Genomic DNA, 14157 nt, shown 5'->3' with positions numbered 1-14157 from the left:
TCCCGTGTGGACTACGGCCACCACCTCGGCATTGATGCCGATCCGAATACTGGAGGTTATTCCCGTGAGCGCGACCGCGGACCCCGCGGACAAGTCCAACCCGGCGCACCGTCTCGGCTTCGAGCCGGGCCAGATCGTCCAGGAGCTCGGGTACGACGAAGACACTGACCAGGATCTCCGCGAGGGCATCGAGGAGATCACCGGTACTGAACTCGTCGACGAGGACTACGACGACGTCGCCGACGCCGTCCTGCTGTGGCACCGCGAGGAGGACGGGGATCTGACCGATGCCCTCGTCGACGCCCTGGAGTACCTGGCGGAGGGCGGCCTGGTCTGGCTCCTGACGCCCAAGACCGGCCGGGACGGGCACGTGGAGGCGCACGAGATCGCCGACGCCGCCAAGACCGCAGGCCTCTCCCAGACCAGCTCGGTGGCCCTCGCCAAGGACTGGGCCGGCACCCGACTGGCCACCCCGAAGTCGGCGAAGACCGGCAAGCGCTGACCTCGGAGGATCTCGGTTCGGGCCCCGCTGGAGTTTTCTCCAGCGGGGCCCGTTCGTTTGCCCCGGCGGTCTGTAGGTGCCGCCGGGGACTCTGTTCACCCAGGGCGAAATCCGGGGCGGATCGGGGAACTGCCCTCACTCGTACGGCGGAACGCCCCCGATCGGATGCAAGGATGCGTGAGTCGCGCGGCGCCCAGGGCCGCGCCGTTTCTGCGGAAGGGACCAGCATGGCTATCGAGGTTGGCACCGAGGCTCCGGACTTCGAGCTGAAGAACCAGCACGGCGAGCTGGTCAAGCTCTCCGACTTCCGGGGCGAGAAGAACGTCGTCCTGGTCTTCTACCCGTTCGCGTTCACCGGTGTCTGCACCGGCGAGGTCTGCGCGATCCAGAAGGAGCTGCCCCGCCTGCAGAACGACTCGGTGCAGGTGCTCGCGGTCTCCAACGACTCGCCGTTCACCCTCCGGGTCTTCGCCGAGCAGGAGGGCCTGGACTACCCGCTGCTCTCCGACTTCTGGCCGCACGGCGAGGTCTCCAAGGCGTACGGCGTGTTCGAGGAGGAGAAGGGCTGCGCGGTGCGCGGCACCTTCGTGATCGACAAGGCCGGCGTGGTCCGCTGGTCGATCGTCAACGGCCTCCCGGACGCCCGGGACGAGCAGGCCTACCTGGCCGCCGTCGACGCGCTCTGATCCACCCTCAGGGCCCCTGGCGACCCGCCGGGGGCCCTTGGCGCGCTCCGGTGGAGATTCGCACGGCCGACCGGGCCGGGTCACTGCCCGCGGCGGGGAACCCGGCACTACGATCGGGCCGTTGGGCAGAGTGAAACACCATCAGCGCTTTTGGAGGACCAAGTGGGTGTCAGCCTCAGCAAGGGCGGCAACGTCTCCCTGACCAAGGAGGCCCCCGGCCTGACCGCCGTCATCATCGGCCTCGGCTGGGACGTCCGGACCACCACCGGCTCGGACTTCGACCTGGACGCCAGTGCGCTGCTCCTGAACGCCGAGGGCAAGGTCGGTTCGGACGGGAACTTCGTCTTCTTCAACAACCTGAAGAGCGCGGACGGCTCGGTCGAGCACACCGGTGACAACACCACCGGTGAGGGCGAGGGCGACGACGAGCAGATCAAGGTCAACCTGGCCGCCGTGCCCGCCGATGTGCTGCGGATCACCTTCCCGGTGTCGATCTACGACGCCGAGAACCGGCAGCAGAACTTCGGCCAGGTCCGGAACGCGTTCATCCGGGTGGTGAACCAGGCCGGCGGCGCCGAGATCGCCCGCTACGACCTCTCCGAGGACGCCTCCACCGAGACCGCGATGGTCTTCGGCGAGCTGTACCGCAACGGCGAGGAGTGGAAGTTCCGCGCCATCGGCCAGGGCTACGCCTCCGGCCTGCGCGGGATCGCCCAGGACTTCGGGGTCAGTGTCTGACCCGAGTGCCCCGTGCATAGGCTTGAGGCCGGGGCCGACCGGAGCGTACGCGCTCCGGTCGGCCCCGGCCTTCGCCGTTCACCCGGCGCGGGCCGGGTGAGTTCAGCAAGTTCAGCGGGCCGGTAAGGGCCCGCACAGCGCCACGGGGGCGTACACCTGGGTGGTTCGATCGCCCGGGGTGGGCCGACCGCGGCACGGAGCCCCGGCGACGGGGGGAGCTGGAGGAAGCATCATGAGCGTCACGCTCGCCAAGGGCGGCAACGTCTCGCTGACCAAGGCCGCGCCGAATCTGACGCAGGTCCAGATCGGCCTCGGCTGGGACGCCCGCTCCACCACGGGGGCGGCCTTCGACCTGGACGCCAGCGCACTGCTGTGCAGCGGCGGCCGGGTGCCGGACGACAACCACTTCGTGTTCTACAACAACCTGCGCAGCCCGGAGGGCTCGGTCGAGCACCAGGGCGACAACCTGACCGGCGACGGCGACGGCGACGACGAGACCGTGGTGGTCAACCTCGAACTGGTGCCCGCCACCATCGACAAGGTGGTCTTCGCGGTCTCGATCTACGACGCCGAGACCCGGCTGCAGAACTTCGGCCAGGTCGCCAACGCCTACATCCGGGTGGTGAACCTGGCGGACGGTCAGGAGATCGCCCGCTACGACCTCTCCGAGGACGCCTCCACCGAGACCGCGATGATCTTCGGTGAGCTCTACCGCTACCAGGGCGAGTGGAAGTTCCGCGCCGTCGGCCAGGGCTACGCCTCCGGCCTGCGCGGGATCGCCCTCGACTTCGGCGTCAACGTCCAGTAGTCCCGCACCCCGCGCGACCGTCCTGTCACCCGAAAGGTAAACAACTCCCGTGGTACTCCGTACATTCGGCTGGTCCTTCGGCATCACCGCCGTCGGCCTGATCGCCGCCGGCCTGTTCTGGGGGTGGGAGGGCTTCAGTGTCGTGCTGATCCTCTCGATCCTGGAGATCTCGCTCTCCTTCGACAACGCGGTGGTCAACGCCACCGTGTTGAAGCGGATGAACCCGTACTGGCAGAAGATCTTCCTGACCGTCGGCATCCTGATCGCCGTCTTCGGCATGCGGCTGCTCTTCCCGCTGCTGGTGGTCGGCCTGACGGCGCATCTGGGCCCGGGCACCGTGATCGACCTGGCGCTCAACGAGGGCAAGGAGTACGCCGGCCACACCTACGGCGAGTACCTCGAGCTGGCCAACCCGGCGATCGCGGCCTTCGGCGGCATCTTCCTGCTGATGATCTTCCTGGACTTCATCCTGGAGGAGAAGGACTTCAACTGGCTCTCCTGGCTGGAGCGCCCGCTGGAGAAGGTCGGCAAGCTGGACGCGTTCTCCTCGGTGATCGCGCTGGTGACGATCGCGGTGGCGGCCAACCTGTTCGCCGGTGACAACGCCGAGACGGTGCTGCTGGCCGGTCTGCTCGGCCTGGCCACCTACCTCGCCGTGAACGGCCTCTCCAGCGTCTTCGAGCACCGCCTGGAGGAGGACGCGGAGGCCGAGGAGGAGGCCGAGAAGGAGGGCAAGTCCCTGATCCAGGTCGGTGGCCGGGCGGCCTTCTTCCTGTTCCTCTACCTCGAAGTCCTCGACGCCTCGTTCTCGTTCGACGGCGTGGTCGGCGCGTTCGCGATCACCCAGAACATCTTCATGATCATGCTGGGCCTGGGCATCGGCGCGATGTACATCCGCTCGCTGACCGTCTACCTGGTCCGCAAGGGCACCCTGGACGACTACGTCTACCTGGAGCACGGCGCCCACTACGCGATCGGCGTGCTGGCGGTGATCCTGCTGGTCGGGATCGAGTACCACGTGCCGGAGCTGGTCACCGGGCTGGTGGGGGTCGGCTTCATCGCCGCCGCCTTCCTCTCCTCAGTGCTGCGCAACAAGCGTGAGCAGGCCCTGGAGGGCAGCAGCTGACCCCGGGTCAGAACAGCGGAAGGGCCCCCGACCTGACCAGGTCGGGGGCCCTTCCGCGTACCGGGCGCTGGCCTCAGCCGAGGCGCTGCTCGATCGCCCTGAGCTTGCGCTCCAGGGTGTCCAGCGAGTCCAGCTTGGGCATCGCCTGGGTGTCGTCGTCGACCGTCAGGTCGATCGTGGAGCCGCCGCCGACGGCGGCGCGGGGCCGGCGGCCGGCGGTCAGCGCGGCCGGCTCCAGGGCGGAGGGGCCGACCTTGGCCATCGGGTCGTCATCCGCTAGCGCAGGCTCCGCAGCGGACTGGCTGTCGCCGGAGCCCGCGGTCAGGGCCGGCACCTGGCGGCCGCCGCGGTGGCGGCCGAGGACGCCGCCGCTGGAGCGGGAGATCGCCTTCAGCTCGGCCCGCTCGCGGCGGTCGGCGCTGCGGGCCCGCACCTTGGCGTCCATCTTGGACTGGCGCTCCTCGCGCACCTCGTCGACCGCCTCGTCCAGGCTGCGGACGTTCTCCAACAGCATCAGCGACCAGGCCGCGTAGGTCTCGCGCGGGGCGCGCATCCAGCGGACGATCCGGATCTGCGGCAGCGGGCGGGGCACCAGGCCCTGCTCGCGCAGCGCGGCCTTGCGGGTCTGCTTCAGCGCCCGGTCGAACAGGATCGCGGCCGAGATGGACATCCCGGAGAAGAACTGCGGGGCGCCGGCGTGGCCGCCGCCGCGCGGCGCGTGGACCCAGTTGAACCAGGCCGAGGCGACCGCGAAGACCCAGACCAGCAGCCGGGAGCCGAGGGCGGCGTCACCGTGGCTGGCCTCGCGGACGGCGAGCACCGAGCAGAACATCGCGGCGCCGTCGAGGCCGAACGGGACCAGGTACTCCCAGCCGCCGGAGAGGCCGAGGTTCTCCGTACCGAAGCCCACCAGGCCGTGGAACGAGAGGGCGGCGGCGACGCCCGCACAGCAGAACAGCAGGACGTACGAGGAGATCCCGTACACCAGCTCCTTGCGGCGGCGGCGCTCCTCGCTGCGCTCCCAGGAGTCTTCGCTGGATTCGACCTTGCTGTTCTTGAACCGCAGGGCGGCCACCAGCAGGGCGGTGAACAACAGGGCTGAGCCACCTACTACGGCCCAGACCAGCTGTATGGAGGTGAGGTTCATCGCGGCGTGGGCCTCGGCTTTCCGCAGTTCGGGGCAGCGGCGGGTGCGTCGGACCGGGCGGCGCGTCGACGGCGCCGCGGCAGGAGGTCCGAGCGTACCCGTACGTGACGGCAGGTACACATGTGCGGCTAGACGATATCGCGTCCAGGAGGCGTGCATGCTACGGGAGGTGACTATCCATCTGCCAGCGTGACACGCCCGGTATCTGACGGTGACTCCGACCCCCGGTTGGGTAGTGGTCGGGTACGGTGGGCTGGCCGATCTGGGGAGGGAAGCGAATGGTCTCCATCTGGGATTACCTGCGCAAGGATCGCGACGGCTTCGACACGGGCACCGAGTACAAGATCACCCTGACCAAGTCCCAGCCGCAGCACGCCCTGACCGGCCCGGCGGCCACCACCGGGTACCTGTACGTCAACCTGCACTGGACCACCCGCACCGCCGAGTCGGCGGCCCCGGGGGCCTCGCTCAAGCGGCTGCTCAGCCCGCGCATCCTGCGGCCGATGGAGCCGGACAGCTACGCCCGTCCGCAGGTGAACGTCGACCTCGACCTGGCCTGCATGTACGAACTCGCCGACGGCACCCGGGGGGTGGTGCAGCCGCTGGGCAAGTACTTCGGCGACCTGCAGCGCCCGCCGTACATCAAGCTCAGCGGGGACGACGTCTACGGGGCGCCGTCCGGCGAGACGATGTACATCAACCTGGAGAAGAAGGACCAGTTCCGGCGGCTGCTGATCTTCGTCTACATCTACGACGACACCCCGGCCTTCGACCGCACGCACGCCACCGTGACCATCGTGCCGCAGACCGGGCCCCGGCTGGAGATCAAGCTGGACCAGCGGGCCGCGACCGCCCGTTCGTGTGCGGTGGTGCTGATCGAGAACACCGGGGACGGGCAGTTGACGGTCCGTCGGGAGGTCCGGTACGTGCACGGGTTCCAGTCCGACCTGGACCGGCTGTACGGCTTCGGGATGCAGTGGCAGCGCGGCTACAAGGCGAGCACGCCGGAGTAGGGCCGGCCCGCGGGCTCAGCGCGGCCTCAGCGCGGCTGGAACTGCGGGCCCTGCGGCGGCAGCACGAACGGCGGCTGCGCGGCCGGGGCCCGGTGGGCCGGCGGCTGCGGCGGGTAGCCGTACCCGGGGGCGGTCTGCGGCTGGGGCGCGTGCTGCGGCTGGTAGGACGGCGGGGGCGGGATGGGGCGGGGCGCGGCCGGGGTCAGCGCGTAGCTCTCCGGCTCCGGGGTGGCCGGCACGATCGGGACCACGGTCGGCGGCACCGGGGGCTCGGGGGCCGCCTCGTCCTCGACCGTGATGCCGTAGTCGGTGGCCAGCGCGCCCAGGCCGTCCGCGTAGCCCTGGCCGATCGCGCGGAACTTCCAGCCGCCGCTGCGGCGGTAGAGCTCGGCCACCAGCAGGGCGGTGACCGGGCCCGCGTCGGCGCAGGAGAACTCGGCGATCGGTGCGACCCCGTTCGCGGCCGCACCGTCGTGCAGGACCACCCGCAGGTCGGCCACCTCGGGGAACGCGCCGCCCTCGGCCGAGCCGGCCAGCACCACCCGGTCCACGTCCGGCGGGAGCTGGGCGAGCTCGACCTCGATGATGTCGGCGACCTCGCTGCCGCTGCGCTGCTTGCGCAGGTGCCTGACCAGGCCGGACGGGTGCCGGGGCTGGTTGTAGAAGACGAAGTCGGCGTCCGTGCGGACCTTGCCGTCGGGGCCGAGCAGCAGCGCCGAGACGTCCACGTCCGGTCCGCCCGCCGCGGCCGTCCAGCGCAGCACGGCACGGACGGCGGTGGCCGACAGTGAGATGTTGGCGCCCTTGGCCATCACGTGCGTCATAGCGGACCATCCTGCCGGTTCCCGACCACTCCGGACAACGCGGTGACCGGGGCCGCCCGCCTGCGCAGGGTCTGCACCGTTCCTCCGCCGCAGGTCCACCGGGGGTGGACAGCCGACCTGTGCTTTGTGACGTGGACGGTAATCTTCCGAGAAATCGATGTTTCAGGTGTTCGGAGTGGCCGAAATCGACCGTACGATGGGCCGCCTGCGGCGTCGGTCACCAACTCACCCGACCCCGAAGGTCCTTCCTACCCCGTCGAGCCGTCCCGCGAACCATCGGGACGGCCCGTCCGTCTATCCAGAGACAGCCCACTCCGACCTCCCGGGAGAGCACCATGCGCCACTTCGGCCATCTCGCTGCAGCGGACCGCAGCCGGCTCTTCCTCGAACAGCCGGGTGAGTTCCACCGCGACAGCCCCGCCGAGGTGCTCTCCACCGCCCTCGGCGCCACCCTCTACAGCCCCGCCACCCGGACCACCCTGGTGGCCGACATCCGCAAGCAGGCCGCCCGCGGCGTGATCTCGATGGTCCTCTGCCTGGAGGACGCGATAGCCGACCACGAGGTTCCGGCCGCCGAGGACAACCTGGTCGCCCAGCTCACCGCGCTGCACGCGGCCGGCCCCGGGGACGACCTCCCGCTGCTGTTCGTCCGGGTCCGCGCGCCCGAGCAGATCACCGCCCTCACCGACCGGCTCGGCCCGGCCGTCACCCTGCTCACCGGCTACGTGCTGCCGAAGTTCACCGAGGAGAGCGGCGGCCCGTTCCTGGAGGCGCTGACCGCCGCCGAGGCCGCGGCCGGCCACCGGCTGTTCGCGATGCCGGTGCTGGAGTCGCCCGAGCTGGCCCACCTGGAGACGCGGCGCGAGCAGCTCTTCGGCATCGCCCGGCTGCTGGAGAAGTACCGCGACCGGGTGCTCGCCGTCCGGCTCGGGGTGACCGACCTGTGCTCCGCGTACGGGCTGCGCCGCTCGCCCGACCTGACCGCCTACGACGTGGCGCTGGTGGCCGGGGTGATCGGCGACGTGGTGAACGTGCTCGGCCGGGCCGACGGCACCGGGTACACCGTGACCGGGCCGGTCTGGGAGTACTTCCCGGTCCAGGAGCGGATGTTCAAGCCCCAGCTGCGCCGGACCCCGTTCGCCGAGGCGCACCCGCCGGCCGAGGGACTGCGCCAGCGGCTGATCGAGCACGACCTGGACGGGCTGATCCGCGAGATCGAACTCGACCGCGCCAACGGCCTGTTGGGCAAGACCTGCATCCACCCCAGCCACGTCCCGGCGGTGCACGCGCTCTCCGTGGTCACCCACGAGGAGTACTCCGACGCCCGCGACATCCTGCAGCAGCACGAGGGCGGCGGCGGGGTGCTGCGCTCGGCGTACACCAACAAGATGAACGAGGCGAAGCCGCACCGGGCCTGGGCCGAGCGGATCATGCTGCGCGCCGAGGTGTTCGGGGTGGCCCGCGAGGAGGTCAGCTTCGCCGAGCTGCTCGGCGCCTGCCTCTGCCCCTGACGATCCGGGTTACCGTCGACAGGGTCTGTTCACCAGTTCGAAAATGAAGGAAGCAGGAGTCTTGGCAGTTCAGGACGTATCAGGGACGTGGTCCGGCGCATGGGTCACCGAGCGGCTCGGTATCCGGCTCACCGGCTCGCCCGAACTGCCGGAGCTGATCGGGCTCGCCCTGCGGGAGAACAAGAAGCGGGCCCACCTGCTGGTCTCGCAGGTGCTCGGCAAGCACGTGCCGCAGCGCCCCGCCGTGGTGCACGCCGCCGGGGTCGAGCTGGGGCAGCGGGTCCGTGAGCTGCTCGGTCCCGACGCCGGGCGGGCCGTGGTGCTCGGGTACGCCGAGACCGCCACCGCGCTCGGCCACAGCGTCGCCGACGGCCTCGGCGCGCCCTACCTGCACTCCACCCGGCGGCCGGTCGCGGGCGTCGCCCCGGTCGGCGGCTTCGAGGAGGAGCACTCGCACGCCACCTCGCACCTGCTGCTCCCGACCGACCCGGCCTTCCTGGCGGGGGACGGGCCGCTGGTCCTGGTGGACGACGAGTTCTCCACCGGCACCACCGTGCTGAACACCATCCGCGCCCTGCACGCCCGCCACCCGCGCGCCCACTACGTGGTGGTCGCCCTGGTCGACCTCCGCACCGCGGCCGACCGGGCCCGGCTCACCGAGGCAGCCGCCGGGCTCGGCGCCAGGGTCGACCTGCTGGCCACCGCCAGCGGCGGCGTGGAGCTGCCCGCCGACGTGCTGGACCGGGCGGCCGAGCTGATCGCCGCCGCGCCCGTCCAGAGCCTCCCCGAGGGCCCGGCGGCCCCGGTCGAGCGGGTCGAGCTGCCCTGGCCGGCCGGCCTGCCCGAAGGCGGCCGGCACGGCTTCTCCACCGCGCACGCCGACCGCCTCGACGCCGCCCTGCCCGCGCTGGCCGCCCCGCTGGCCACCGCCCTGGCCGGCCGCTCGAACGTGCTGGTGCTCGGCTTCGAGGAGCTGATGTACGCGCCGCTGCGGATCGCCGGAGCGCTCGGCGGGCTGATCGGCGAGGACCGGGTCCGGTTCTCCACCACCACCCGCTCACCGGTGCTGGCCGTCGACCACCCCGGCTACGCGATCCGCACCCGGCTGGCCTTCCCGGCCCACGACGACCCGGCCGACGGCCCCGGGGAGCGGTACGCCTACAACGTCGCGCCCGGCAACGACGCCGGCCGCCGCTTCGACGCCGTCGTGCTGGTCGTCGACCAGCCCGCCGACACCCCCGCCCTGCACCGGGGCGAGCGCGCACTGCTGCGCCAACTCCGCCAGGTCACCGACCTGGTGGTGCTCGCCGTCCTGCCGACCGCCGGCCCGGTGCCGTTGGAACGCCCGGTGCCGGCGGACAGCCCGGCGCCGCCTGTGAGCCCGCTACCGTCTGTGAGCCCGATGAGCACTCCCGCCCCGCTGCACGGCCCCGCCTTCTCCTCCTACCCCGCCGAGGACGTGAGCTGGCTGCTCACCGACCTCTCCGAGGTCGCGCTGGAGGCACCCACCGAGGAGCGCGAGGAGGCGGTCCAGTCCGGCGGCGCGCACTACGCCGAGTCGCTGCCGGTCGAGTACCAGCCCAGCCCCGAGTACCAGGAGCTGTTCCAGCAGGCGCTGACCGCCTCGGTGGACCGGATCGCCCTCGCCGTCGGCACCGTCGCGGAGACGCTCCGGCGCGAACGCCTCGGCTCCGCCGATGAGTTGGTCTTCGCCTCGCTGGCCAGGGCGGGCACCCCGGTCGGGATCCTGCTGCGCCGCTGGTTCGCCTTCGCGTACGGCCTGGACACCCCGCACTACGCCGTCTCGATCATCCGGGGCAAGGGCATCGACCCGGTCGCGCTGCGCCACCTGGCTGCGCAGCACGACGCCCGCCAGGTGGTCTTCGTGGACGGCTGGACCGGGAAGGGCGCGATCACCCGGGAGCTGGCCGAGGCGCTGCAGGGGATGCCGTTCGACCCCGAGCTCGCGGTGCTCTCCGACCCGGGCCGCTGCGTCCGCACCTTCGGCACCAGGGACGACTTCCTGATCCCGTCCGCCTGCCTCAACTCGACAGTCTCCGGCCTGATTTCGCGCACCGTGCTGCGTACCGACCTGATCGGCCCGAACGACTACCACGGCGCCAAGTACTACCGCGAGCTGGCCGGGGCGGACGTCTCCCGCGGCTTCGTCGACGCCGTCGCCGGACGCTTCGCCGCCGTGCAGGCCGACGCGGTCGCGGCCGCCGACGCGCTGGCCGGCACCGACCGCACCCCGGACTGGGCCGGCTGGGCGGCGATGGAGCGGATCAGCACCGAGTACGGCATCGACAGCGTCAACCTGGTCAAGCCCGGGGTGGGCGAGACCACCCGGGTGCTGCTGCGCCGGGTGCCCTGGCGGATCCTCGCCAAGCGCGGCACCGGCGCGGACCTCGACCACGTCCGGCTGCTCGCCGCCCAGCGCGGCGTCCCGGTCGAGGAGGTGGACGACCTGCCGTACTCGTGCGTCGGGCTGATCCACCCCCGTTTCAGCCGGGGCGCGACCGGCGCCGACGGCACGGCAGTCAAGGTGGAGCACTGATGAACCGTCAGTTCCTGGTCGCCAGCGATCTGGACCGGACCCTGATCTACTCCAACCGGGCGCTGGCCCTGGACGTCCCCGACCGGCTGGCCCCCCGGCTGCTCTCGGTCGAGGTGCACGACGGCAAGGCGCTCTCCTTCATGACGGAGCAGGCCGCCGAGCTGCTGGTCGAGCTGGTCCAGCAGGCCGTCTTCGTCCCCGCCACCACCCGCACCCGGGCCCAGTACGAGCGGGTCAACCTGCCAGGACCGACGCCCGGCTGGGTGCCGCCGTACGCGATCTGCGCCAACGGCGGGCAACTGCTGGTCGGCGGCGTGCCGGACAAGGACTGGCAGGCCGAGGTCAAGTCCCGCCTGTCCGCGGGCAGTGTGCCGCTGGCCGAGGTGGTCGAGCACCTCGCGGTCTCCGCCGACCCGGAGTGGACCCACAAGCGCCGGGTCGCGGACCACCTGTTCGCCTACCTGGTGGTGGAGCGGGCGATGCTGCCGGCCGGCTGGATCGAGGAGCTCACCGGCTGGTGCGCCGAGCGCGGCTGGTCGGTCTCGCTCCAGGGCCGCAAGGTCTACGCCGTGCCCACCCCGCTCAGCAAGAGCTCGGCCCTGGCCGAGGTCGAGCGCCGGGTCGGCGCGGCCACCGTCCTCTCGGCCGGCGACTCGCTGCTCGACGCCGACCTGCTGCTCGCCGCCGACCACGGCTGGCGCCCCGGCCACGGCGAACTCGCCGACGCCGGCTGGACCGCGCCCGGCGTGACCGCGCTGACCCAGATCGGCGTGGCGGCGGGCGAGGAGATCGTCCGGCAGTTCCTCGCCGCGGTCAGTGCGACCGGCCCCGCCGGGGCCCGGGGCGGTGACGCCCGGGACTCCGCCGCGGGTGCGGCGCCGATCGCGGGGGCGTCGTAGCCGCCTGACCGGTCCGCCGGAATGCCGTTACGAGCAGCACCCGCCCCCGCAGCAGCCGCCGCCCGACGGCTGCTGCGGGGCGCTGCCGCCGCTGCCGCCGGTCACCGCGACGGCGGAGAGCAGCTTGACGGTGTCGGCGTGCCCCTCGGGGCAGACGGCCGGGTCGTTGGCCTGGGCCATGTTGCGGCGGAGTTCGAACGTGGCGCCGCAGGAGCGGCAGCGGAAGTCGTAGCGAGGCATGCCCGCAGCGTACCCAGTGTCAGTCCGACTTGCGCTTCTCCCGGATGTACACCTGCTTGCGCAGCCGCGCGACCACCGAGCCGTCCGCCGCCAGCACCTCGGTGTGGAACCAGACCAGCGCCTTCTTGCCCTCCGCGGTGAGCTCGCGGATCTCGGTCAGCCGGTCCTCGGTCAGCACGAACTCGGCGAAGATGTCGCCGCGCCCGGGGGCGACGAACTCGATCTCGGCGGCGGCGTCCCAGACCACGTAGCGCGGGCCGAGGTTCTGCATCACCAGCAGCATCCAGAACGGGTCGGTCATCGCGAAGATCGAGCCGCCGAAGTGGGTGCCGACCCAGTTCCGGTTGAACCACCTGAGCCGTAGCCGCACCTTCGCCGAGCGGTAGTCCGACGAGACCGCGAGGACCCGGATGCCCGCGAACAGGAACGGCGGCCAGAAGTTGATGCCGCGGCGGAAAGTGGTGGCGCTCAGGGCGCGCTTGCGTGCCATGGGACAACTCTAACAAGGAAGTTACCCGCCAGTAATGTGATCGCGGTCACTTCACGGCGGATCAGGCGTGGCTGCCCCGGATCAGCGCGACCACCTCGGCGGCGGTCTCCCGCACCGCTGTCAGCTCGGTCAGGAAGTGCCAGTAGTCGGGATGCCGCCCGGCCTCCTCCAGCGCCGCCACCGCCCGGTCCAGTCGGGCCACCGCGGCGTCCAGCGGAGCCGCGTGCCGAGGGTCCGGCGACTGGCGCCCGGACATCGCCAGCCGCTGGGCGTCCCGGAGCGCGAACCGGGCCCGCTCGATCTCCTTGTGCGGGTCGTGCGCCACCTCGTTCAGCTGCTGCAGCCGCCCGTGCACCGCCGCGATCGCGCCGTCGGCGCTCTCCAGCAGCGCCCGTACGGTGCCGATCGCCCCGGTCGCGTCCGGCCAGCGCTGCTCGTCCCGGGCCGTGACCGCCTCGGTCAGCTTCGCCCGGGCCGCCCGTACCGCCTCGGCGGCCTGGTCCGGCACGTGCTGCAGGTCCTGCCAGCAGGCCAGGCTGAACCGGCGGCGCAGCTCGCTCAGCGCGGGCTCGATGCTGGTGCTCCTGGTCTCCAGCGCCTGGATCCTGGTCCGCAGGCTGCCCACCCGGCGGTCGATCTCCCGCGCCTTCTCCGGCCGCTGCTCGGCCGCCGTCCGGATCGCCCCGGCGCGCAGTGCCACGTCCTCGGCCCGTTGCAGCGTCGGCGCCACGCCGTGCCGGCCGGCGCCCTCGTTCAGCCTGGTCAACTCCGGTGCCAGCTCGGCAAGTCGGGCCGCCAGGTCATCCGCCTTCAGGCCGGCCGTCCGGACCGCCTCCAGCGCGGTGGTGGCGCCCAGCAGCGCCTGCTTCGCCCGCTCCACCGCCGGGGTGACCCGGATCAACTGGGCCTCGGCGTGCTGGATCAGCGGCTGCAGCCGGGCCAGGAACCCGGTCAGCTCCGACTGCACCTCGGTCAGCTTCTGCTTCGCCTGCTCCAGCTGCCGGCGGGCCTGGCCGGCGGTCGCCGCGTCCAGCTCCTGGTCGTCCAGGTCGTGCGCGTCCAACGCGGCCAGGTACTCGACACTGACCTCGTTCACCCGGGCCGAGAGCTGCTGGAAGTCGGCCAGCGCCTGACGGGCCGTCCGGTCGTCCTCGGCCGCCCGGACCGTCTCGACCGCGAGCTCGACCTCCCGCTGGGTGGTGTCCAGCTCGTAGAACGTCTGCTGCGCGGCATCCCTGGCCGCCACGGCATCCGCCCGCTGGGTATCGGCCCGTCGCCACCAGCCGCCCCGCCCGCCGCCGCCACCGGCCACCCTCACACCCACGCTCCCAGTCCGGTCCGCACGCCTCGGCCCCATTCTCGCCGATCACCCCGCGATCCCGGCACCCCCTTTGGTCCCACACCCCGAATACCTGCGGCGCACCGCCCCCCGGACCAGGTACTCTTACCTCTCGTCGTACGCCACCGGACCCCCGGCGCACCACGACGGGGGCGCATAGCTCAGCGGTAGAGCGCCGCCCTTACAAGGCGGATGTCGGCGGTTCGAAACCGTCTGCGCCCACAGTACGAGAACTGCCCAGAAGCCCCGAACCGTTCCCGGTCCGGGGCTTCTGACA

14 protein-coding genes and 1 tRNA gene are annotated in these 14157 nt (G+C 71.8%); 10 read left to right on the top strand and 5 right to left on the bottom strand.

Features of this window, described 5'->3' with window-relative positions; genetic code table 11:
- Window positions 1-64: 64 nt before the first annotated feature.
- From ABT118_RS13795 to ABT118_RS13775, 5 genes are all read left to right on the top strand, one after another.
- On the top strand, window positions 65-502 hold the full coding sequence (locus ABT118_RS13795; protein WP_184920065.1) for a DUF3052 domain-containing protein: 438 nt from the start codon (window positions 65-67) through the stop codon (window positions 500-502).
- Window positions 503-729: 227 nt separating this feature from the next.
- Window positions 730-1188, top strand: a complete 459-nt coding sequence (locus ABT118_RS13790) for a peroxiredoxin (RefSeq protein WP_350667969.1) — start codon at window positions 730-732, stop codon at window positions 1186-1188.
- 162 nt (window positions 1189-1350) lie between these two features.
- Window positions 1351-1926, top strand: coding sequence for a TerD family protein (locus tag ABT118_RS13785; RefSeq protein ID WP_350667966.1), 576 nt, complete (start codon window positions 1351-1353; stop codon window positions 1924-1926).
- A gap of 232 nt (window positions 1927-2158) precedes the next feature.
- The gene (locus tag ABT118_RS13780) at window positions 2159-2734 is read left to right on the top strand and encodes a TerD family protein (protein WP_350667963.1); all 576 of its coding nucleotides are present in this window, start codon (window positions 2159-2161) and stop codon (window positions 2732-2734) included.
- Window positions 2735-2783: 49 nt separating this feature from the next.
- The gene (locus tag ABT118_RS13775) at window positions 2784-3860 is read left to right on the top strand and encodes a DUF475 domain-containing protein (protein WP_350667959.1); all 1077 of its coding nucleotides are present in this window, start codon (window positions 2784-2786) and stop codon (window positions 3858-3860) included.
- A 73-nt stretch (window positions 3861-3933) separates the two neighbouring features.
- Here ABT118_RS13775 and ABT118_RS13770 read toward each other — a convergent pair whose 3' ends face one another.
- The gene (locus ABT118_RS13770) at window positions 3934-5007 is read right to left on the bottom strand and encodes a DUF2637 domain-containing protein (protein WP_350667956.1); all 1074 of its coding nucleotides are present in this window, start codon (window positions 5005-5007) and stop codon (window positions 3934-3936) included.
- Window positions 5008-5285: 278 nt separating this feature from the next.
- Here ABT118_RS13770 and ABT118_RS13765 point away from each other — a divergent pair, with 278 nt between their 5' ends.
- A complete protein-coding gene (locus ABT118_RS13765) occupies window positions 5286-6020 on the top strand; it encodes a TerD family protein (protein WP_350667952.1) in 735 nt (244 codons plus the stop codon).
- Window positions 6021-6046: 26 nt separating this feature from the next.
- Here the strand turns inward: ABT118_RS13765 and ABT118_RS13760 are convergent, their stop codons facing one another.
- Window positions 6047-6844 carry a TerD family protein gene (locus tag ABT118_RS13760; protein WP_350667948.1) on the bottom strand — a complete coding sequence of 266 codons (798 nt, stop codon included), beginning with the start codon at window positions 6842-6844 and terminating at the stop codon, window positions 6047-6049.
- Window positions 6845-7179: 335 nt separating this feature from the next.
- Here ABT118_RS13760 and ABT118_RS13755 point away from each other — a divergent pair, with 335 nt between their 5' ends.
- Genes ABT118_RS13755 through ABT118_RS13745 form a run of 3 tightly spaced genes read left to right on the top strand, consistent with a single transcriptional unit; the run spans window position 7180 to window position 11811 of the window.
- Complete coding sequence (locus ABT118_RS13755; protein ID WP_350667943.1) at window positions 7180-8355, top strand: HpcH/HpaI aldolase/citrate lyase family protein; 1176 nt, start codon at window positions 7180-7182, stop codon at window positions 8353-8355.
- Between the two features lie 43 nt (window positions 8356-8398).
- A complete protein-coding gene (locus ABT118_RS13750) occupies window positions 8399-10912 on the top strand; it encodes a phosphoribosyltransferase (RefSeq protein ID WP_502884542.1) in 2514 nt (837 codons plus the stop codon).
- Entirely contained in the window at window positions 10912-11811 is a 900-nt protein-coding gene (locus ABT118_RS13745; RefSeq protein WP_350667935.1) for an HAD family hydrolase, read from the top strand. The genes ABT118_RS13750 and ABT118_RS13745 overlap by 1 nt, the downstream gene beginning before the upstream one ends.
- A gap of 27 nt (window positions 11812-11838) precedes the next feature.
- Here ABT118_RS13745 and ABT118_RS13740 read toward each other — a convergent pair whose 3' ends face one another.
- The 3 genes from ABT118_RS13740 to ABT118_RS13730 form a co-directional block, all read right to left on the bottom strand.
- Complete coding sequence (locus ABT118_RS13740) at window positions 11839-12051, bottom strand: FmdB family zinc ribbon protein (RefSeq protein WP_350667932.1); 213 nt, start codon at window positions 12049-12051, stop codon at window positions 11839-11841.
- Window positions 12052-12070: 19 nt separating this feature from the next.
- Window positions 12071-12541 (bottom strand): DUF4442 domain-containing protein, encoded by a 471-nt coding sequence (locus ABT118_RS13735; protein ID WP_350667927.1) that lies wholly within the window; start codon window positions 12539-12541, stop codon window positions 12071-12073.
- 61 nt (window positions 12542-12602) lie between these two features.
- On the bottom strand, window positions 12603-13859 hold the full coding sequence (locus ABT118_RS13730; RefSeq protein ID WP_350667922.1) for a hypothetical protein: 1257 nt from the start codon (window positions 13857-13859) through the stop codon (window positions 12603-12605).
- Window positions 13860-14030: 171 nt separating this feature from the next.
- Here ABT118_RS13730 and ABT118_RS13725 point away from each other — a divergent pair.
- Window positions 14031-14102, top strand: a tRNA-Val gene (locus ABT118_RS13725).
- Window positions 14103-14157 lie beyond the last annotated feature (55 nt).

This window comes from Kitasatospora sp. NPDC002040, assembly GCF_040296785.1.
In the GTDB taxonomy this organism is placed as follows: Bacteria; Actinomycetota; Actinomycetes; order Streptomycetales; family Streptomycetaceae; genus Kitasatospora.
This window is presented reverse-complemented; position numbering and strand designations above follow the sequence as displayed.